Source organism: Paludisphaera rhizosphaerae (genome assembly GCF_011065895.1).
Taxonomy (GTDB): Bacteria; Planctomycetota; Planctomycetia; order Isosphaerales; family Isosphaeraceae; genus Paludisphaera; species Paludisphaera rhizosphaerae.
Map to the genome: position 1 here is coordinate 83531 of NZ_JAALCR010000024.1, position 20242 is coordinate 103772.

General features: G+C 65.4%; 21 protein-coding genes. 3 read left to right on the plus strand and 18 right to left on the minus strand.

The genetic code is table 11. The features are described from left to right. Positions 1 to 309: 309 nt before the first annotated feature. Positions 310 to 543, plus strand: a complete 234-nt coding sequence (locus tag G5C50_RS25040) for a carbon storage regulator (protein WP_407673591.1) — start codon at positions 310 to 312, stop codon at positions 541 to 543. On the opposite strand, the gene G5C50_RS25045 is transcribed toward G5C50_RS25040, so the two are convergent. The 7 genes from G5C50_RS25045 to G5C50_RS25075 form a co-directional block, all read right to left on the minus strand. Further along, positions 482 to 1189 (minus strand): response regulator, encoded by a 708-nt coding sequence (locus G5C50_RS25045; RefSeq protein WP_165073706.1) that lies wholly within the window; start codon positions 1187 to 1189, stop codon positions 482 to 484. The two genes, G5C50_RS25040 and G5C50_RS25045, sit on opposite strands and share 62 nt — an antisense overlap. Before the next feature lie 84 nt (positions 1190 to 1273). Then, a complete protein-coding gene (locus G5C50_RS25050; protein WP_165073707.1) occupies positions 1274 to 2494 on the minus strand; it encodes a M20 metallopeptidase family protein in 1221 nt (406 codons plus the stop codon). Between the two features lie 36 nt (positions 2495 to 2530). Then, a complete protein-coding gene (locus G5C50_RS25055; protein ID WP_165073708.1) occupies positions 2531 to 3241 on the minus strand; it encodes a glycosyltransferase family 25 protein in 711 nt (236 codons plus the stop codon). Between the two features lie 103 nt (positions 3242 to 3344). After that, complete coding sequence (gene pstB, locus G5C50_RS25060; RefSeq protein WP_165073709.1) at positions 3345 to 4175, minus strand: phosphate ABC transporter ATP-binding protein PstB; 831 nt, start codon at positions 4173 to 4175, stop codon at positions 3345 to 3347. A 43-nt stretch (positions 4176 to 4218) separates the two neighbouring features. Then, positions 4219 to 5166, minus strand: a complete 948-nt coding sequence (gene pstA / locus G5C50_RS25065; RefSeq protein WP_165073710.1) for a phosphate ABC transporter permease PstA — start codon at positions 5164 to 5166, stop codon at positions 4219 to 4221. Continuing rightward, a complete protein-coding gene (pstC, locus tag G5C50_RS25070; protein ID WP_165073711.1) occupies positions 5163 to 6146 on the minus strand; it encodes a phosphate ABC transporter permease subunit PstC in 984 nt (327 codons plus the stop codon). The genes pstA and pstC overlap by 4 nt, the downstream gene beginning before the upstream one ends. 7 nt (positions 6147 to 6153) lie before the next feature. Beyond that, positions 6154 to 7143: a PstS family phosphate ABC transporter substrate-binding protein gene (locus tag G5C50_RS25075; RefSeq protein ID WP_165073712.1), complete on the minus strand. Its 990-nt coding sequence runs from the start codon at positions 7141 to 7143 to the stop codon at positions 6154 to 6156. A gap of 227 nt (positions 7144 to 7370) precedes the next feature. Between G5C50_RS25075 and arfB the strand changes: the two genes are divergently transcribed. Then, entirely contained in the window at positions 7371 to 7796 is a 426-nt protein-coding gene (gene arfB, locus G5C50_RS25080; protein WP_165073713.1) for an alternative ribosome rescue aminoacyl-tRNA hydrolase ArfB, read from the plus strand. A gap of 16 nt (positions 7797 to 7812) precedes the next feature. On the opposite strand, the gene G5C50_RS25085 is transcribed toward arfB, so the two are convergent. The 11 genes from G5C50_RS25085 to G5C50_RS25135 form a co-directional block, all read right to left on the minus strand. After that, on the minus strand, positions 7813 to 8322 hold the full coding sequence (locus G5C50_RS25085) for a BUD32 family EKC/KEOPS complex subunit (RefSeq protein ID WP_165073714.1): 510 nt from the start codon (positions 8320 to 8322) through the stop codon (positions 7813 to 7815). A gap of 297 nt (positions 8323 to 8619) precedes the next feature. Further along, a complete protein-coding gene (locus G5C50_RS25090) occupies positions 8620 to 9387 on the minus strand; it encodes a glycosyltransferase (RefSeq protein ID WP_165073715.1) in 768 nt (255 codons plus the stop codon). A 13-nt stretch (positions 9388 to 9400) separates the two neighbouring features. Continuing rightward, on the minus strand, positions 9401 to 10105 hold the full coding sequence (locus G5C50_RS33320) for a class I SAM-dependent methyltransferase (protein ID WP_407673589.1): 705 nt from the start codon (positions 10103 to 10105) through the stop codon (positions 9401 to 9403). Then, positions 10027 to 10758, minus strand: a complete 732-nt coding sequence (locus G5C50_RS25100) for a DUF2334 domain-containing protein (protein ID WP_165073717.1) — start codon at positions 10756 to 10758, stop codon at positions 10027 to 10029. The genes G5C50_RS33320 and G5C50_RS25100 overlap by 79 nt, the downstream gene beginning before the upstream one ends. An 8-nt stretch (positions 10759 to 10766) precedes the next feature. Further along, positions 10767 to 11600: a prolipoprotein diacylglyceryl transferase gene (lgt, locus tag G5C50_RS25105; RefSeq protein ID WP_165073718.1), complete on the minus strand. Its 834-nt coding sequence runs from the start codon at positions 11598 to 11600 to the stop codon at positions 10767 to 10769. 447 nt (positions 11601 to 12047) lie between these two features. Further along, positions 12048 to 13193 (minus strand): aminofutalosine synthase MqnE, encoded by a 1146-nt coding sequence (mqnE, locus tag G5C50_RS25110; protein ID WP_165073719.1) that lies wholly within the window; start codon positions 13191 to 13193, stop codon positions 12048 to 12050. Between the two features lie 120 nt (positions 13194 to 13313). Further along, on the minus strand, positions 13314 to 14192 hold the full coding sequence (locus G5C50_RS25115; RefSeq protein ID WP_165073720.1) for a UbiA-like polyprenyltransferase: 879 nt from the start codon (positions 14190 to 14192) through the stop codon (positions 13314 to 13316). A 4-nt stretch (positions 14193 to 14196) separates the two neighbouring features. Next, positions 14197 to 15075 (minus strand): SDR family NAD(P)-dependent oxidoreductase, encoded by an 879-nt coding sequence (locus G5C50_RS25120; RefSeq protein ID WP_165073721.1) that lies wholly within the window; start codon positions 15073 to 15075, stop codon positions 14197 to 14199. 2 nt (positions 15076 to 15077) lie between these two features. Next, positions 15078 to 15692: a UbiX family flavin prenyltransferase gene (locus tag G5C50_RS25125; RefSeq protein ID WP_165073722.1), complete on the minus strand. Its 615-nt coding sequence runs from the start codon at positions 15690 to 15692 to the stop codon at positions 15078 to 15080. After that, entirely contained in the window at positions 15689 to 16456 is a 768-nt protein-coding gene (locus G5C50_RS25130) for a ubiquinone/menaquinone biosynthesis methyltransferase (RefSeq protein ID WP_240907357.1), read from the minus strand. The genes G5C50_RS25125 and G5C50_RS25130 overlap by 4 nt, the downstream gene beginning before the upstream one ends. Before the next feature lie 77 nt (positions 16457 to 16533). Then, on the minus strand, positions 16534 to 17283 hold the full coding sequence (locus G5C50_RS25135) for a hypothetical protein (protein WP_165073724.1): 750 nt from the start codon (positions 17281 to 17283) through the stop codon (positions 16534 to 16536). Between the two features lie 383 nt (positions 17284 to 17666). Here G5C50_RS25135 and G5C50_RS25140 point away from each other — a divergent pair, with 383 nt between their 5' ends. After that, the gene (locus G5C50_RS25140) at positions 17667 to 19688 is read left to right on the plus strand and encodes a metallophosphoesterase (protein ID WP_165073725.1); all 2022 of its coding nucleotides are present in this window, start codon (positions 17667 to 17669) and stop codon (positions 19686 to 19688) included. The last annotated feature ends 554 nt before the right edge of the window (positions 19689 to 20242 follow it).

Consider the following 20242-nt stretch of genomic DNA (forward strand, 5'->3'; position numbering starts at 1 on the left):
GTCACCCTTTCCGAGCCAGGCGGACCGCGTACCGGTTCGCTCCGTCCTCAACGGGAACGGACTCCCGCAAGGTGGGCGACGACCGGGATCGGCAGGATGAGTTGCGGAAGCGTGCGACGCCTTCTCGCAACAAATCCGAGCAAACTCGCCGATCGACCCCCAATCGTAGGAGCTTATGACCTAGATTTCCAGCAGAGTCCCCCGATGAGCGGGGTCGGGCGTCGCCGGAGCGAGGGCTTCGGGGCGGGGATCAGAGCAACACGGACGGCTGGAGGGGTTGAATCGATGCTGGTTCTCACGAGAAAGCTCATGGAACGGCTCTACATCGGCGACGACGTGTGCATTACCGTCGTCCGCCTGGAGGGCGGCCAGGTCCGGCTGGGGATCGAGGCCCCGCGCGAGGTGGCCGTGGTCCGAGCCGAACTCCTGCCGGAGCGAGGAACGCGCCGCTCCCGCGTCGACGGCGCCGACGAGGAGTCGATTACGCGCCCACAAGCCTCGGCTCGTGGAATCGATATCCAACGCCGCGGACGGTTTCGATGAGGTCGCCGGCCTCGCCCAGCTTCTTGCGAAGACTCTTGACGTGGACGTCGATCGTCCGCTCCAGGACCACGGCGTCCTCGCCAATGGCGGCGTCCATTAGCTCATAGCGCGTGAACGCGCGACCCGTCTGACGCAGTAGCACCTCCAGGAGGCGGAACTCCGTTGGGGTGAGCGTCAGCTCCTGGTCGCGAAAGAAGGCCCGGTGGCTGTGGCGGTCGATCATCACGCCCTGGCTGGAAACCTGCGCTGCGGCCGGAGCCTCCTCGCGAGCCTGCGCCCGCCTCAGCTCCTTTTTGATCCTCTGGATCAGGACCTTCATGCTGTAGGGCTTCGTCACGTAGTCGTCGGCACCGGTGGCGAAGCCGACGAGCTGGTCCGACTCCTCCGCGCGAGCCGTGACCATGACGACGGGAATGTCCTTCGTCTTCGCATCCGACTTCAACTCGCGGCAGACGTCCAGGCCCCCCTTGAGAGGCAACATGAGGTCGAGCACGATCAGGTCGGGGGATTTCAGCCGCGCTTGGCGGAGCCCCTCAACCCCGTCGGACGCCACGGTCGTCTCGTAGCCTTCTCGTTCCAGGTTGATGCGAAGAACTTCGACGAGCGATCGCTCGTCCTCAACGATCAGGATCTTGGGCTTCGGCATTTGGGTCGCGTCCGGTTGCGAGGGGGGATTCTTGCGCAAGTATACTGGCGGGCTTGCGGCGACGATGAAGCCTGCATGAAGAAATCATGAATCCCGCCTGGGTTCCCCAATCCCCGCGAACCGATCGGCCATGAGAACCGTGGAACGCGCCAGAATCTTCGCCCCAAAAACCAGTGCGTGCTCGTCGATGTCGAACGAGGGGGAATGCAGGTGGTGCACAGGGGCGTCGGGCCCGGCCGTCCCCAGGCGAAGCAGGCAACCGGGCGCCTGGGTCAGGTAGCCCGAGAAATCCTCGCCCCCCATGCTGGGGAAGCGGATCTCGTCGAGGTTCTCCGCCCCAACCACCTCGACGGCCGCGCGTCGACAGACGGCGGTGACCTCGGGGTCGTTGTAGACGCCGTCGGTGCTGTTGTTCAAACTCAGCTCGAATTGAGTTTCGGTGGCTGCGCCGAGGCCGTCCGCGATCTGTTGCAACCGCTCGGCCACCCGCTGGGAGGCCGGTCGCGAGAGCGTTCGGATTGTCCCTTTGAGCACGACTTCCTCAGGGATGACGTTGCAACTCGACCCAGCCTGGATCGCGCCGAAGGTCACGACCGTGGGGTCGCGGGAGTCAACGCTGCGCGGGATCGATTGGTAGACGGTCGTGATGAACTGAGCCGCGGCCAGAAGTGGGTCTCGGGAGAGGTGCGGCCGGGCCGCATGGCCTCCGACGCCCCGAACGGTCACGTTGAGGTCGTGGCAGAACGCGGTCAACTCATGGGAACGACAGCCGACGCGTCCCACCTGCCGTTCAGGGTCGACGTGCAGTGCGGTGATCGCCTTGACGCCGACCATCGCGCCGGCAGCGACCATTTCATAGGCCCCCTCGCCAACCTCCTCCGCCGGCTGGAAGACAGCACGCCAGGAGCATGAGGCCGGCAAGGCTCCACGGCAATCCCAGAGCGCCTCCGCCGCCGCGAGGGCCATCGCGGTGTGAGCGTCATGGCCGCAGGCGTGCATGACGCCGTCTCGTGTCGAGTGGTAAGAAACGTCCTTGGCGTCCGGGATTGGCAGAGCGTCGATGTCGGCCCGAAAGGCGACGAGCGGGCCCTGAGCCTCGTGAAGAGTCCCCGCGAGAATCCCCCGGCGCGAGGGGACGATCGAGAAAGGTATCCCCGTCTCGGCGAGCCTGTCGGCGAGGAACCGGGTGGTCTGATATTCCTCGCGGCTGAGTTCGGGGTTGGCGTGGAGGCTGCGGCGGACGTTACGCATCCGCTCGGTTCGGGATTCGATCGCGCGATCCAGGATCGATCGCCAGTCGGACATCGCTCGTTCGCCTCCCGACGTGATCCGAGACCGGTCTCAGCGGCGGACTCGGCGCTTGACCCAGCGGCCGGCCTCGGCCGCCGAGCGAAGGCCCGGAATCCGGTCGAACCACGCCGTCGTAATATCGCTGGCTGAACTACGTTGGAAGCCGAGATTCGGAGCCGCGACGAGCGTGAGCACGTCGGGGTTGAGGTTCCGGAACCAGGAGTAGGCTCCGTCGACGTGCATCGGTCCCCCGTCGGGCGATCCCGGGGGACGCTGCAGGATGGCCTCCAGGCAGTCGACGACGCGCGGAACCACGTCGCCGCGAATCGCCAGGAAATGCGTCGTGCGGATCGGCCCAGTGAACGGACGAAGAGGTTCCTCCGCACCGTCCTCGAACGATTCAAGCTGATGGCCGAAGTAGGCGAATCCCCAGGGCTCGCGACGGAGGATCTCCCGGATGACGTCGCCCTGACGCACGAAATCGTCGGCGATCTCCAGGTCGTCCTCCATGATCAAGACGTCGCCGGCTCCCTCAGCCTGCACCCGCTTTAGGATGCCGAGATGGCTGAGAAAGCAGCCCCGAGAGCCGATGTTGGGGAAGCCTCCCGGCGAGTCGGGTTTCACTGCGGGAAAGAACTCGACGCGATCACGCCAGCCTTCAAGGCCGACGCGCTCGAACATGGCCCGCGTCTCTTTCCGGCGGTCGCCTCGTTGCGGCAGGTTGATGACGTAGGCCCGGCTGAAGCAGTCGAGGATGGGCATCGCGGATCCAGATCGGTGTGCGAACGAATGGGAGCGCGCATGACGCCCCAAACCAGGATAGTTCGGGGCCGGCACCTCGGCAAGTCGCTGTGACGCCCGGGACTCAGCCGATGCGCCCAGTGATGTAGGCCTCGGTCCTCGAATCCCTGGGGTTCGTGAAGAGGACGTCGGTGGGGCTGAACTCGACGAGGATGCCCGTGCGGTGGCCGGCGGCGGCGTCTTCGTCGGGCATGAGACAGGCGGTGAAGTCGCTGACGCGGCGGGCCTGGGCCATGTTGTGGGTGACGATGACGATGGTGTAGTCGTCCTTCAAATCGTCCATCAGATCCTCGACGCGGGCCGTCGAGATCGGGTCGAGCGCGGAGCACGGCTCGTCCATGAGGATGACCTCGGGCTCCACGGCCAGCGTTCGGGCGATGCAGAGCCTCTGCTGCTGGCCGCCGGAGAGTTCCAGTCCAGAGCGGTGGATCTTGGTTTTGACCTCGTCCCACAAGGCAGCCCGGCGGAGCGATCGCTCGACCAGTTCATCCATGTCGCCGCGGTAGCCGTTGATCCTCGCGCCCCAGGCGATGTTGTTGTAGATGCTCTTCGGGAAAGGATTGGGCTTCTGGAAGACCATTCCGATCCGTCGCCGAAGTCCCACAGCGTCGATCTTCGGGCCGGTGATCGACTCTCCGTCGAATCGGATTTCCCCCTCCATCCGGGCGTCCGCGATCAGGTCGTTCATCCGGTTGAAGCAGCGCAGCAGGGTGCTTTTGCCGCAGCCGGATGGCCCGATCAAGGCCGTGATCTTGTGCCGGGGAATCGCGATGTCGACCCCCTTGAGCGCCAGCGACGGACCGTACCATACGTGGAGGCCGATGGTCTGGAGCACGGCCTCCGGGGTGGAGGCGGCGGAAGAGGCCGGCGTCGGGGACGTGGTCGGGGCGCTCATAGGCGTCTCGGCGGGGGGTTGGGAGGCGTTGAGGCGATGAAACTCATCGGCGGCGTCGGAAGCGGTTGCGAATCAGAATGGCCACGGCGTTCATCGAAAGCAGAATGGCCACCAGGATCAGGATACCGCCGCCGGCGACCGCCTGGAACGCCCGGTCCGGCTCCTTGGCGTAGTTGTAGATTTCGACAGGGAGCGCCGTATATCGGTCGAGCGGACCTCGGGGCGCCCGCAGCAGCGAGCCTGCCGCGCCGACCAGCAGCAGCGGCGCCGTCTCGCCGATGGCCCGTGAGAGCCCCAGGATGGTCCCCGTCAGAATCCCCGGCAGCGCGGCCGGAACGACGTGGCCGCTGATCACCTGCCATCGCGTGGCCCCCAGCGCCAGCGCGGCCTGTCGGAGCGACGGCGGCACTGTCCGGAGAGCCTCCTGGGTGGTGATGACGATCGTTGGCAGAATCAGAAGAGAAAGCGTCAAAACGCCCGCCAGCAGGCTCGGCCCGAGGGCCAGTCCCTTCATACCGAAGGCTCGGACGAACAGCGAGAGCCCCAGGATCCCGTACACGACCGAAGGAACACCCGCCAGGTTGGCGATGTTCGTCTGAATCATCCGGCGAGTTCGACCCGCCGGCATGTATTCTTCCAGGAAGACCCCCGCGCTGATGCCCACGGGAATGCCGACCACGGCGACAAGCCCTAGCAGCCACAGGCTGCCGATGACCCCGACGTGATACCCCGCGATCGCCGGGTTGCTCGAAGGTCGATTGGCCAGCAGCCGACGGAGAAGCGAGGCGAGTTCGCGGGCGTTCGACGCTACGTCGTACCACGGAGCGTGGGGAGGTCCCGAAAGAGCCGCGGCGAGGATTGCCGCCATCAAGGCGGTCAGCACGATGACGCCGGTGAGGGTCGCCAGCAGGCAAGCCGCGCCGAAGGCGGGGCCCAGCCATCTCCGGAGCCGGCGGTGCGGCCGGAACTTGTCGGCAGGCGCCACGCTCATTGATAGACCTCGCGATAGCGCCTGAGAACCATGTTGGAGAGGATGTTCAGCGTCAGCGTGATTCCGAACAGGGCCAGCCCCACGGCAAAGAGCGACAGGTATTTCGACGACCCGTAAGAGGCCTCGCCCCCGACGACCTGAACGATGTAGGTGGTCATCGTCTCGACCGAAGTCAGGGGATTGAGCCTGATCTGAGGAATCATCCCCGCCGCAAGCACGACGGCCATCGTCTCGCCGACGGCCCGGCTGATCGCCAGGATAAAGGACGCGAACACCCCCGAGAGCCCCGCCGGCAGCACGATCCGCGTCGAGACCTCGAACTTCGTCGCTCCCAGTCCATAGGCGGCTTCGCGAAGTCCCTGAGGAACCGCCGAGAGTACGTCCTCGCTCAGGGACGAGACCAGCGGAACGATCATCACGCCCACGACGATGCAGGCCGAGAGGGCGTTGAATTGCTCCACTCGCAGGCCCAGCGGTTCCAGAAGGGCCTTGAGCAAGGGCGTAACCATCAGCAGAGCCAGATAGCCGTAGACGATCGTCGGCACGCCGGCCAGGAGTTCGAGCGTCGGCTTGAGGATGCTTCGCACCATCCGCGGGGCGTATTCACTGAGGTAGATCGCGCTCATCAGGCCGATCGGCAGCGCGATGCACGAAGACCCCAGGGCGATGACGAACGTCCCCCAGACCAGCGGCAAGATGCCGAATTTCGGCGGCGTGGCCTCAGGCTTCAGGACGGAGCCCAGCAGGAAGTCGGCGACGCTGATTTTCGCGTGGAGGAAGAACTCGACGCTCTGCACCAGCAGGACCAGCAGAATGCCCAGGGTCGTCAGGATGGTGACCGCGCCGCAGAAGCCCAGAGCGACCGGCGCAACGACCTCGGCGAACAGGGCGAACCGGGACTGCCCTCCCCAGGGATCGTCGGGGGAGGGCGTCTCGCGAAGCGTCGTAGGCTCGGCCGGAGAGGAACGGTCGGGAGGCATCGGATGCTCAGGGGGTAGACGGCTTGGCGACCGCCTGGGCGGCGTCGTCCCCGGACTTAGCGGTCAGGCTCGCCAGGGCGGCCTTGTTCGCCTCGATGTCTTCCGGGGTGGGAGGATCGTACCGCCCCGTCACGGCGAGAGTCGAGACATTGTCGAGATAGTAGCTCAAGAAACTCGCCATCTCGGGCCGCTTCGTCGACGAGTTCTTGACGAAGATGTAGAGCGGTCGCGAGAGAGGCTTGTAGGACTTGTCGGCGATCGTCTCAGGGCTGGGAGCCACGGGAGGCGCCTCGGCTCCGGCCTGAACCGCGAGAGCCTTGAGGCGTTCCTTGTTATCCGCGTAGTAAGCATAGCCGAAGTAGCCGAGACCGTCCGGATCCCCGACCACGCCGTTGACCAGGATGTTGTCGTCGGAACTTTGCTGCACGCCATCGCGCGGGTGCTTCCCCTTGCCGAGAATCGCCTCGACGAAGAACTCGAACGTCCCGGAGTCGTTGTCAGGCGAGTAGAGGACGATCTTGCGATCCGGCCACGAGGGATCAAGATCCTTCCAGGTCACGACCTTGGAGTCCGCCTCCCACAACTTCTTCAATTGATCGACGGTGATCGAGCGAGCGAAATCGTTCTTGGCATTCACCGCGAGCGTGATTCCGTCGTAGCCGACGACGAAGCGGGTCCATTCCAGGGCCTGACTCCACGCCTTCTCCTTCTCGTCGGGCTTGGCGTCGCGGGAGGCGTCGACGATGTCGACCTCCCCCTGGAGGTATCGGCCGAAACCGCCGCCGGTGCCGTGGTTGTCGACCACGACCGTCACGTCGGGGTCGACGCTCGCGAACGCCTCCTGCGCCGCCTTGCTAATGCGGAAAACCGTGCTGGAGCCGTCGACCACAATCGTCGGCGCCGGGGACGTAAGCCCGCCCCCCGAACCGCAGCCGGCGAGGCAGCCCACAAGCGTCGTCAGAATCGGAAGCCGCACAAGTTCAGGCCAAGGCCGCATGGATGTTCGATCCTTCGGGTCATAGAGAGGTCGGGACTCGCGGGCCCGTGAACGTCCCGACGATTCCGGTCTCTACCAAGTTTACCCGTCTTTGATGAAAATCTTGTGAAGACGCCATGACGTTGCCGAGCGTTCGAACCGTGCGCTTCGTTCTAACGTCCAGTGTACACTGATGCGGGGAGACTCGTTGCGGGCAAGGTTCGCGACCTACCGGGGGATGGTGTTCGATGATCGTGGTCAATGACCGAGTTTCGCTGGAGGAGGCGGAGCTCGACTTCGAGTTCATCCGTTCGTCGGGCCCCGGCGGTCAGAACGTGAACAAGGTCTCGACGGCCGTTCGGCTGCGTTTCGACGCGACCAACTCGCCCTCGCTGCCGGAGGACGTGCGTCGCCGTTTGCTGACTCTGGCCGGCCGTCGGATCGGCGGCGACGGCTTCTTGACGATCCTCGCCCAGACCGCGCGAACTCAGGACGCCAACCGCCGCGAGGCCGTCGATCGCCTCGTCGAGTTGATTGCCAAGGCCTGTGAGCGTCCCAAGCCGCGTCGCCCGTCCAGGCCGACCCTCGGCTCTCAGAAACGTCGACTGGAATCGAAGCGAAAGCATAGCGAGACCAAATCCAGGCGGCGGGACAGCAACTCGTCCGACGATTGAGTCGCCGGCCCGCGTTTCATCCCCCGGAGATGATGCGACGTTCCATCTCACGTCGGCGGGCCGCCGACGGTGCGGCCTGAGCCATATGAAAGGGTCCCGCGTGGATGGGGCCGTCTCGTAAGCGATCTCGGAGATGCTGCCAGATGCCTGGGTTCCTGTACCCGGCCTGAACGGTGTCGAGGATCGTCCCGACCGGGGCATCCCACAGCACTCCGAGCGCCGAGTAAAGGACCGCGCGGACGTCGTCGGCCTGACGCTCGGTGATCTCCGCGGGCTCATGGACGGTGTCGAAGTCGATCCATCGGGCGCTCGAGGATTCCGGGTCGTGGACGACGTTGCGGAGTGTGGCGTCGCCGTGGCAGAGAGGCCCGTCCGGTCCGAGCGTACCATGCAATTCGTGTAGGGCGTGGACCACAGCCGAGAGCGCACGCAGCCGTTCCTCCACGGGAACCAAGGCGTCAGCGCAGTGATCGGCGGCCAGTCGGCCCGGCCAGAAGGGCAAGAGCAGCCATCCTTGGTCGTCCACCGTGCACTCGACGCCATACAAACGACGGTGAACCTCCATCTCCCGGGCTTGCCACGGGACGTCGGGGAGTACCTGGACCCCGGCGCGAAGCCACCGCAGATAGCCATTCTCGACCGGAATCAGCCAGCGTGCGAACCAATGGCGTCGTTTGGCCAGGCAACACCTGCCATCGGCCGCACGCCGGGGTGCGACCGAGTTCAGGCGCAACTTCGCCAGCAAGGGCCCGAGCCACGACGAAATCCCAAACCTCGCCACGAAACACCACCGGGGAACGCCCCCCGTCGCGAGCGGATGCGCCTAACCCACGTCGACCTGCGGAGCCGCGTGGCGGATCTGGTCGTGGTAGTGGACTCGCCCCCGAAAGCTGACGATCGCCCACCCGTACTTCAGGAACGTCCGCAGATATCCCCAGCGCTGGAGTTCCATCCGACGCCCGGAGCTCAGGGCGACCCTGGAACGATCGTAGACGAAGCGGCGAGGGCGTGCACGGTAAAGGCCCGCGAGGATCGGCCACTCCTCGCCGATGGCGACGCGCTCGTCAAAGGGGCCGAATTCATCAAACGCCTCCCTCGTGCAAAACATGCAGGCGGGCATCGCCTTGGCGCGGGGGAGTGGAAGCCGTCGGACGGTGTTCCAGAAGCCCCACCAGCAACGCGCCCGCAGGCCGCCGTCGAGCGCCCCGAGTCTCGTGATTCCAGCCTCGAATCCGTGCTCGTCGCAGAGCGTCGCGATCCGTCGAAGTCCATCAGCGGGGGGATGCGTATCGGCGTCGAGAAAGACCAGGATCCTCCCTCGCGCTCGCCTGACCCCGAGGTTCCGCGCCCGGGCCGCGCCTCGAACCTCGCACTTCACCACCACAACCCCGTGATCGGCCGCATATTGCTCAAGCAAGGCGGGAGTGCCATCACTGCTGCCGTCGTCGACGACGACCACTTCGACATCCCCCGGCGCGGCGAACTCGTCGATCGCTCGCAGGACCGATTCCAGGGTCTCCCCAAGAAGCGCCGCTTCGTTACGAGCCGGAATCACCACAGACAGGGCCGGCCCGTCGGAGCGATCAGACATGGCAGATCCTCGTTCATTGGAAACGGGAACCCGTGCTGAGAATCAGGAGGTCTCGACTGATCCACATTGCCGCGTCAGTCTCCGACTCCAAGCGGTCCACACGCAGCCCGGCCTCCTCGGCGATCGCCCGAACTTCCGATCGCGTGAAAACTCGTCGCGACTCCATCGAGTTTTTCACAGCCGGAACGAGGCCGATCGCCCGGCAGAGCCTAAAGGCGGCCGGCCCCTGGATCCAGCCCCGTCCTCGAAGAAGCGCCCTTCCGAACGCTCCTCGATAGGTGGTTTGGACCACGATCACTCGCCTGTTCGCCACGCGCGCGGCTTCACGCAGGATCGCCGAAGGATCATCTGTGTAGCTGAGAACGTGAATCAGCAGGCAGACGTCGACGGCCCCGTCCGCCAGCGGGAGAACTCTCCCATCGAAGAGAATCGGCTCTTCTCCGCCGACGTGGAAGTCGACGACGTCCGCCTGAAGGCAACTCCCTCCGACGACCCGAACCAACGCTTCGGCGTTATGGCCTGTTCCTGAACCAATATCGAGGAGTCGCCCGCCTCGGGGCAGGTACGGCGCCAGTCGTTGGGCCAGACGTTCTCCCCGACGTTCCAGTAGGCGATTGAAAAGTCGACGAGCCGACAGCGTCACGACGTCCCCACGATTTCCGAGAACAGGGTCGGCGTTCGCCCCTCCGCCAGCAGCCGCTCGACGACCCGAAGGCACCGTGGCAGCCAGCGGCGGTCAACGTCAAGCGGGTGGATGACGACGCAAGGGAGCGACGCGGGCCGCACGGCACGGGCGCTAGCTCCAAGCCGTTCGCCGAGCCAGCCGAGTCCAGGCAAGATTCCCCAATCCCACGACCACGTCGCCAGCGGGATCGATGGACCGCTGAAAAAGCGGCCTGAGCCGAACCCGACGACGTACTCGAAACCCAGATCGCTCAAGACCTCGGGCGAAGCCCGTCCCAGTCGCCAGGCCGGCGCGACGAAGCCCGCGATCGGCGAACTCATGAGCCGCCCGAGGCGTTCCCGGCCCTTCGCCAGGCGATCTCGCGTCTCGTTCTCCGTGAGACCACTCAACTCGTTCGAACGACCGGAGAGGTAAGAGATCAGGCCGGGCCTATCCTGCTGGTGGGTGTAGCCGTGCAGCAGAATCTCGCCGAAGCCCTGGGCGACGAAGTCCAGGAAGTCGACGTCGCCCGGAGACTCGCCGAGCGGACACCCGTGCCAGCAAGGGACGACGGCCGCCGATACCCGATCGGCCACAAGTGGAGCGACGGCGTTACGGATGATCTCAAGCTGAGGTCGAAAGACAGGGGCGACGTCATGGATGACGAGAGCGAACGATGCCGACGCCTCGAAGTCGCTCCCGCGCATCCTACACCTCAAGCGTGAGCGGGCCGACCTTCCAACGCGGAGCTGGGGCCGCCTCCGACATCGGCGCTCAATCGCAGCCAAAGAGCGATTCCGGCCGCGCAGAGCAGCAGGCTGATCAGCATGGAGACAGTGACGCCAGCGAAGACACCGGGATCGTCGGCCCGGAGCATCTCGACGGGCCATCGCGTGATCGGATAGGCGATCATCAGCAGGGCCATCACCTGACCCGGCCGCCGCCGGCGCGGATAGTACGCCATCAGCAGCGAGAACAAGGCGAGCGCCGAGAGGGCGGCGTAGAGTTGGGTCGGCAAGACGGGGAGCGAATAGGGCGCATCGACGGGGATCAGGCCGCGGTCGACGTGCTCGACCCAGGCGTGCGAGCCGTATGGGAATCGGATCCCCAGGCTCGACTTGGTAAGCGACCCGTGACAACAACCGTTGAGGTGGCAACCGATCCTGCCGAAAAAGGCCCCGATCGCGAGCGTCGGCGCGACGACGTCGGCCATCCTCAGAAACGGAAACGGCCTCCGGCTGTAGTAGATCAGCGTCCCCGCCAGTCCGCCCAGAATGCAGCCGTAGAAGACGCCGCCCCCCTCCCAAACGCGTAAAACGTCCAGCGGCGAGCGGATCGCCTCGGGATGGACGACCGCGAACAACACCCGGGCCCCGATGACGCCGCCGAGGAACAACCAGGTCGCCAGTTCATACACGGCGTCGGGGTTCATCCCCTCTCGGCGGGCTCGCCAAACCGAAAGCCCCAGCGCCGAGGCGCAGGCGACGGCCATCATCAGGCCGTAAGCGTGGACCCGGAAGCCGAGGACCTCGAACAAGATCGGGTGCATGGCCGCATCCTTTCGGCGGAGTGCCCTCTGACCGGGAGATCGCTCTCTCCAGCAGCGGTCGAAGGCTGGTCCGGGTGCCATGCCCACGTGAGCGTGGGAATGCGATCGGCGACGGGCGAGCATCCGTCCTACACCGGTTCATGGCCGCGCGAGCAAGGCCATGGCACCCTGGCGCGTGAAGAGGATGCCAGTCGACCGAGGTGTGGGCAAGCCCAATCGCCTAGAGCGACGAACGATCGGGTTGCACCAGGAGCGGAGGAGTCAACGGGGACTGGCTCCGCAGCGCAGCGAAGGTGGCTGTCCCCCTTGGCTCCGAAGCGGCCTCGGGGATGCCCGGAGAAAGGGGACAGGCACCCGGCCGCCAAGTCGATGCCAAGAGCCGAGGCTCTCGCGCCGGGAGCCAGTCCCCTTTCTCCTCCGCCGTGTGCAATTCAAGCGGTCGCCGCTCTAGTTGTTCAGAACGGCGAGGGCGGGCGTCTTGATCTTCGCACCGGCCGTCCAGCGGTTGTTCTCACGCCGAATCTCGCGATAGAGCGTGTCGCGTTCGATGGGGTCTCGGCCGGCTTCCTGGATGATGCGGCGGATCTCGGCCGTCGTCATCTCCTGTGGCGTGTCGGCACCGGCCTCGTGGTAGATCTTCTCATGGACGACGGTCCCATCGAGGTCATCGGCCCCGAACGACAGCGCGACCTGCGCCGTCTTGATCCCCAACATGATCCAGTAGGCCTTGATGTGCGGGAAGTTGTCGAGCATCAGGCGGCTGATGGCCATCGTCTTGAGGTCCATCATCCCGGAGGGTCGGGGGATCTCGGACATCTCCGAGTTGTCCGGGTGGAAGGCCAGCGGGATGAATGTCTGGAACCCGCCGGTCTCGTCCTGAAGCTCACGGAGCCGAACCAGGTGGTCGATCCGGTGAACGGGCTTGTCGATATGGCCGTAAAGCATCGTCGCGTTCGAGTGCAGGCCCAGGCGGTGAGCCGTGCGATGCACGTCCAGCCACTGCTCGGTCGTCGCCTTGGCCCCGCAGACCTTCTCGCGAACTTCGGGGTGGAAGATCTCGGCCCCGCCGCCGGGGAGGCTGTTCAGGCCGGCGTCGACCAGCCGCTTGAGGACCTCCTCAGTCGAGACGCGGGTGATCTTGGCGAAGAACTCGATCTCGACGGCCGTGTACGCCTTCACGTGGATCTCGGAGTCGACCTCCTTGATCCAGCGAATGACGTCCATGTAGTAGTCGAGCTTCAGCTTGTGGTGCAGCCCGCCGACGATGTGGATCTCGGTCGCCCCGCGCTCGCTGGCCTGACGTGCGCGTTCCGTGATCTGGTCGCGGTACATGACGTACGCCTTGGGCTCGTCGAGATCAGCCCGGAAGGCGCAGAAGTCGCAGGTGTAGACGCAGACGTTGGTTGGATTGATGTGGGTATTGACGTTGTAGAACGCCAGATTCCCATTCTTCCGCTCGCGGACGAGGTTCGCCAGCGAGCCGATCTCCAGCACGTCGCGCGAAGCTTCCAGCGTCAGCCCGTCCTCGAAGCTCAGCCGCTCGCCGGCCTCCACCTTGTCGCGAATCGTCCTGAGATTAGCGTCGACGGCCATGACAGCTGGGCTCCTCGAAATTGCTGGTCCGCGCCGGGGCTCGCCCAGCCGTGGTTTCTGAGATTTTAGTCGTGCTCGAACAATCCGGCAACGCCTGGACATTCGAAGTGATCGAAGCCTTCAAACGAACAGGTCGAGCATGGTGACCGCGAGCAGCCCCACGCTGATGATGACGTTCACGTGAAAGAAGGCGACATTAACGCGATCCAGGTCGTCGGGACGGACCAGCGAATGCTCGTAGATGAGCAGCAAGGCCGCGGCGACGACGCCGATGTAGTAGATCGCTCCCAGCGGGTACGAGACTCCCAGTCCTACCAGGGCGACCACCATCAGAGCGTGGCAGAGAGCCGCCAACCGCAGAGCGCCCGCAACGCCGAGCCTGGCCGGGACGCTTCGAAGGCCGACGGAGCGATCGTAGTCGGCGTCCTGGCACGAGTAGATCACATCGAAGCCAGAGACCCACCAGAAGACGGCCAGTCCCAACCAGACCGGAGGCCAGGCGATATCCGCTCGAAGGGCGATCCAGGCCGCGATTGGCGCGAGGCTCAATGAAACGCCGAGCCAGAAGTGAGCCAGGCTCGTGAACTGCTTCGTGTATGAATACGCCAGCAGCCAGAGCAGCACGGGAACCGACAGCCGCAACGGCCAGGGGTTCGGCAGAAACAACAGCGTCGAGGCCACGAACGCCGCCGAGCAAACCAGCGTGAACAACGCCACGGCGCTGGGCGTGAGCGCCCCGCGCGGGATGTGCCGACCAGCCGTGCGGGGGTTCTTCGCATCGACGTCTCGATCGACCAGCCGGTTGAACGCCATCGCCGCCGACCGGGCTGTCGCCATGCAGAGCAGGATTCCTAGCCAGGCCCGAGGGCTTCCCTCAAGCCCGTTCGGTCCCCAGGCCGCCAGCACGGCTCCCATGATCGCGAACGGCAGCGCGAAGAGCGTATGGCTGAATCGGACAAGCTCGAAGTAGTCGCGGACGCGACGCAACCCAATCGACATGAACTCACTCTGCCTTTCGACCGCGTCCCGAAGCCTGATCGACCTGAAATACCCGCGTGACGAACCAGTCCCCCAGCGCCGGGAACGCCCAAACCAGTGCTCCCACGGCTCGAAACGGCCAGACCATGCGGCGGAGGACCGATAGACGCCGCTTCGGCCGATCGAGCAGATCCACGACCCGCCGGGCCACCTCCTGCACGTCCGCCGTCATCCACTCCGAGGGCGTCTCGACGACCGGATGAGCACGAGCCCCGTCCGTAGCGAGCTTCTGAAAGGCCTCGGTAAACTCGGTCCGGATCGGCCCCGGCTCGACGAGGCAGACGGTCAGCCCCTCGTTGGACAGTTCCCTGCGAATCGCGTCGTTCCAGTAAGCGAGTCCAGCCTTGGTCGCTCCGTAAACACCGAGAGCGGAGTTGGCCACACAGGTGATCGCCGAACCGATGTTGACGACCATTCCCCGCCGCTCTCGGAGCGAGCCGGCCAGGAATCGCGTCAGGATGATCGGAGCCCGAAAGTTGACGGCGATCTGCCGATCCAGGTCCTGCACGGGTGCGTCAGCGAAGAGCGTCGGCAGGCCGAGTCCTGCGTTGTTCATAAGGACGTCGATCCCGCCGAAGCGAGCCAGCGCCTCGTCGGCGACTCGTCGGCAGCCGTCCGGATCAGCCAGATCAACGGCGATCGTCAGAACCTCAGGAGCCCTCTCCGTCTGCCTCACTTCGTCGGCCAGTTCGTCGAGTCGATCCTTGCGGCGAGCCACAAGCACGAAGGACGACGCCCTGCCGCGGCGGGCGATCTCGCGAACGATCGCCGCCCCGAGCCCGGCTGATGCGCCGGTCACAAGGACGACTCGCTGCGATGTGTCTCCAGGGGATGAGCCGTCCATCGTCAGCCCCCCTCCCCTTCACCCCAGCGCGGGATCAGGTGATTCGAGACCCCCAGTTGATCGCAGATCCGTCCGACGATGAAGGCCACCATGTCATCCAGGCCCTTCGGCCGGTGATACCAGGCCGGAGCGGCCGGCAGGACGACGGCCCCAGCGCGGGTGACCTGGGTCATGTTCTCCAGATGGATGAGGTTCAAGGGCGTCTCGCGAGGCACGAGGATCAGCTTGCGGCGTTCCTTGAGATGGACGTCGGCCGCCCGCGTGATCAGGTTCGTGGTGATCCCGTGGGCGATCGACCCCAGGGTACTCATGCTGCAGGGGACGACGACCATTCCGCCCGTCAGGAACGAGCCGCTGGCGATTCCGGCTGAGAAATTCTGGTAGTGGTGATAGAAGAGTCGGCCGGCTGGAACATCGCCAAGCAGGTCGGCCGCGTCGAAGCGGTCGAGAGAGGGTGCGACGCCGATTTCGGCCTTGAAGACTTCCACCGCGCTCGGGCTCATCGTCAGGTGGATGGTTCGCCCGAGCGACACGAGCGTTTTCAGGAGCCCAAGGGCGTAGGGAGCGCCGCTGGCCCCGGTGATCGCGACGACCAGCGGCGGACCGTCCGAGTTCATGGCTTTTGCGTCGGTTTCACGCCGACGTAGAGCGTGGCGATCCCGAACGTCAGCGGGTGCATTTCCAGATCGACCAGCCCGCGCGAGGCCATCAGATCCAGGAGGTCCTGGCCGTCGGGGAACTCCAGCACGGTCTTGGGCAGGTAGTTGTAGGCGTTATCGGCGTTCGGGGAGATCGCTTGGCCGATCCTTGGCAGAACCGAGCGGAAGAAGCCCAGATAGATCGGCCCGAGGATCCGACCCCGAGGCCGGGAAAACTCCAGCACGGCCACCTTACCGCCGGGCCTCGCCGCACGGATCATCTCGTCGAGGCCGGCGACGGTGTCCCGCACGTTCCGTAGGCCAAAGGCCACGCTGACGACTGCGAAGGTGTCGCTGGGAACCGGCAGGTGCTGGGCGTCGCCTTCGACGAGCGTGATCCGGTCGCCTGCACCGGCCTTGCCCACCTTCTTCTCGCCGACGAGGAGCATCTCGCGGCAGAAGTCGGCCCCGACGATCGGCGACTTTCCCTTCGCCGCCTTATCGTATTCGAGCGCCAGGTCGGCCGTGCCGGTGCAACAGTCCAGGACAGGAATCCCGGGGACCGGCGGCACCTTGCGAGTTGTGAACCGTCGCCAGGAGCGGTCGATGTTCAGACTCAGCAGGTGGTTCAGCAGGTCGTAACGCTTGGCGATCGACGCGAACATCCGCCGCACGCGCTGGTTCGACTTGTCCTCGGAGGAGGTGGAAGGCGCGGGGGCCGCAACGGGTTCGGATAGGGGCACGGGGCTGCGTCCGGGTGGTCTTCGGGATTCAGGAATGGTCCCATTGTGACTGTCGGTTCGAAGTACGACAAGCCGCATCAATCCTCGCGGTCCCATCGGCCGGGGCTGGGTGCCCAGCCCAACTCACTGGCGGTGAGGGGGTCGACGCGAAGGTCGGTTAGCCGTTCCGAATCCAGCCGCATCACGTCCCGTCGCGAGACCGACCTGGGCGGAAAATGCGAGAGCGGCCAGCCGTACTTGTCTTCGGCCCCGAAGAGATGGAGAACTTCGTGAGCCAAAACCCCCGCCCGTGGAACCGGCGGCCGAATCAGCGGTTCGGTGAAATTGGCCTGGCGAGCGTGGCAGAATGCCAGGCTGACCCCGTCCAGCTCGGTCCGATCCAGCGGCACGGCGTAGGACCGCCCCGCCAGCCGGAGATGCAGCAGCCAGGCGACGGTCGTCCCCGGCAGTCGTGCAGCGACCTCCTGGACGAAATCAACCGCGTCGCGAACCCCCAGCTCGGCCGCCGCGCGACTCATCAAGGTTAGAGCCCGGACCGTCATCTCGGCCTCGAACAGCCCCACCTCGCCGCCGCTCTGAGCGACGACCATGTCGATGTCAGGCGTCTCGCCGCCGTCCACCTGGAAATAGACGTCGGCCGTGCCGACGCTCGCTTCGACTCCATAGCGGCCGGCCTCTTGCTCCATCCACCTCGCCGCGCGTCCCAGCGAAGCGAGGTGCCGGGCGATTTCCTCGTCGCTCCACCCCCTCCCGTCGGCCCCGACAAACAGTGAAACCAGCACCACACGTCCCCTGAGAGGCGGGCAGGCCACCTTCCGCCACGGCATCGCCGGCCGATCCTCAGCACGTTGCTGGTCACTGAACGGCCCGATGTATCGAAAAAACCGGGGATCGACCGGATTCTCCTTCCTCGGCTCCATGGGAAGTTCAACGACCCCTGTCGCCGGATTCTCGATCGGCCCCTTGGCCGACTCAGACCACCGCGCCGCCGCAGCTTCTCTTTGAGCCCGTGTGAGGAGGCGGAATAATTCGAAGAAGAGTGCCAGGATGACGCCGCCACCCAGAAGAACCCAGATTCGCAGGTCAGGCTCATCTTCCGCAGCCCAGACCAGGGGGAGAGCCATTGGGGAGGATAGAGCGGCGGCAAGCATGCTTCGTCTCGGGATATGGGCGTCGCTCCCGGCAAATCGCCATTTGAAGAGTCGGCCCGATGCGGTATCTATCTTTCTCGAAGGAGCGTCGCCAGACCAGGGAGGGACGGCGGATCATGTACGTAAGGAAGCGAGGCGGTCGGTGGCTGTTGCTGCTGACGCTGGCTTGCGCCGGCTGCCGCCAGTCCACGCCCGTCGAGGACCTGCCTGGCGTCCGCGAGTCGCTCGACGCGGTCGGAGTCCGTCTGGGCGCGGTCAAGTCTGAGCACGAGTTGACCGCCGCTGTCACCCGCCAGTCGCAACTCCTTTCGTGGCTCAAGCATTCCGAACGCGAGGCGTTGGGCCGCAACGCCGTCCGATTCCGCTCCGATGCACCGACGATCGTCGCCGTCGCCTGTCCCGCGAAGTCGGCCCCCTTCTGGTTGTCCGATCAGGGCTTCCGACGTTCCGGGCGATCGATCCAGGTCGACGGCCTCTCCTGGGAGGTTCACGAGCGGACGTTCACGGCCGGTTGGGTCGGACTCGGAGTCAACGGCCTCGACCGCACCTCCGACGACCATTACGCGGCGTTCGTCCGGCCTGCCACCGGAGGGGCCTTGGCTCTTGAGGCGCTGGAGGTCCGTCCCGACCCCGAGACCGCATGGCGGGTGGTTGAAGCTCGCGAGGGCGTCAGCGCGGCCAGCGACCGTCACCGACCGATCGCCGACTTGCCTGCGGAGCTTGACGGCTCAGTCCTGCTGCAACCGGCTCACGACCGTCGGCACGCCGGGGTCGTGGCTGTCGGCCGCATCTGGAAAACGCATTCCGCCTCCTCGCCGATCCCCGATCAGGTGAGCGTGAGCCTCGGAGAGGATCCCGCGCATCGGCTGGTCTGGAGTTGGCGGACATCCGCCGATGTAACCAAGAGCCTTGTCCGGATCGCGCCTGCGAAGTTCCAGACGCCCGAGGAAGACCCGACCTCGCCGCCCGAACTGCTCGACCTACGGTTGGTGGATGGCCGCTCAAGCACGATCCGAACGTCGACCGTCGTGAACGACCCGCTGATCCGTCGCCATACGGTCGTCGTCGACGACCTGGAACCGGATACGGTCTACTACTATTCGGTCGGCGACGGCTCTCCCGAGCGCTGGGGTCCGTGGAGGACGGTTCGCACCGGCCCCGCCCGGCCCAAGCGACTGGAGTTCCTTTATCTGGGGGACGCCCAGACCGGCTTCGAGTCCTGGGGGAACCTCCTCACCGCCGCATACCGCCGTCATCCAGGTCTCGACTTCGCCCTCCTGGCCGGCGACCTCGTGGATCGAGGCAACGAGCGGACGAACTGGGACCACTTCTTCATGCGAGCCGCTCCGGTTTTCGACCGGCTCCCCCTGATGCCGGCGGCCGGCAACCACGAGTACCTGGACCAGGGCCCCCGACTCTACAACTCATTCTTCCGCCTTCCGCAGAACGGCCCGACCGACCTGGCGCCGGGGTTAGCGTACACCTTCCATTACGGCGGGGCGTTCTTCGCGGTCCTCGACGGAACCTCGGCCGTCTGGAGCGAGGCCGAGGCCGTTCGGCAGGCTGAGTGGCTCGACTCCGCGCTGGCGAGCACCCACGCCGACTGGAAGTTCGTGATGTTCCACCACCCCATCTATCCCTCGCACCCCTGGCGCGACAACCCAACCCTCCGCAAGCACTGGGTCCCCGTTTTCGATCGCCACCACGTCGATATGGTCCTCCAGGGTCACGACCACGCCTACCTTCGCACCCCGCCAATGCGCAACCACCAGCGCGTCTCCACGCCGGCCGACGGAACTGTCTACGTCGTTTCCGTTTCCGGCGACAAATTCGTCCACGACCAGCCCCGTCGCGAGTACATCGAGGTCGGTCGAACCGACCTTTCGACCTACCAGACGATCGAGATCGACGAGCCCGAGGGCCGGCTGACCTACCGCTCCTGGACCGCCACCGGAGAGATCGCCGATTCTCTCGTCATCCAGAAATCCGTCGTCGATGATCAGAGGCGCTCGCTGGTGAAGGGCCGACAGACCTCGGTCGACCGCCTCGCGACACCCACCGACTCCCCCAGCCGCCACTGACCCGCCACCGCGATCCGCACGCCCCCGCCAATCTCGCGACCGTGGGTTTGATTGGCTTCCCTCGCACGGTTCATCCGCAGCCTTCAGCCAACGCAACCAAAATACCCGTAACAAGTTAACGCGACCCACGCGAGACTCCACGGTGGGTTCGTTCGCTAACATCTTGGGGTTGTCTCCCGGAACCCCGCCGACGAACTTGGTCCGCCGCCGCATACCATCGGCCGAATTATCAAAGTGCCATCTACCAATAACGTGGGCTCAAACCGCGCTGGGCGAACGAGGATTCAACATCCTCATCCGGGAATGCAGGACGAGCGGCCTGGATGCGGCGGTTGGGACGATTGCCCGATCTGAGACGCCATCAGTTGACATTCCTGTTCACGGATGAGCGGCGAAGGCCGCTGGGGAAGGTTTCTGAAAGGACCCGTGAGGCTTCGCGAGTCGTCGCGGGGGCTTGGGGCGAGGTCGGCCCAGGCGCGAGGGGGGACGCGGGCGCTGGATGGCTACGAGGGCGTCGAGCCAGCGGGTCGGGTCGAGTTTCAGGCGTTGGAAGC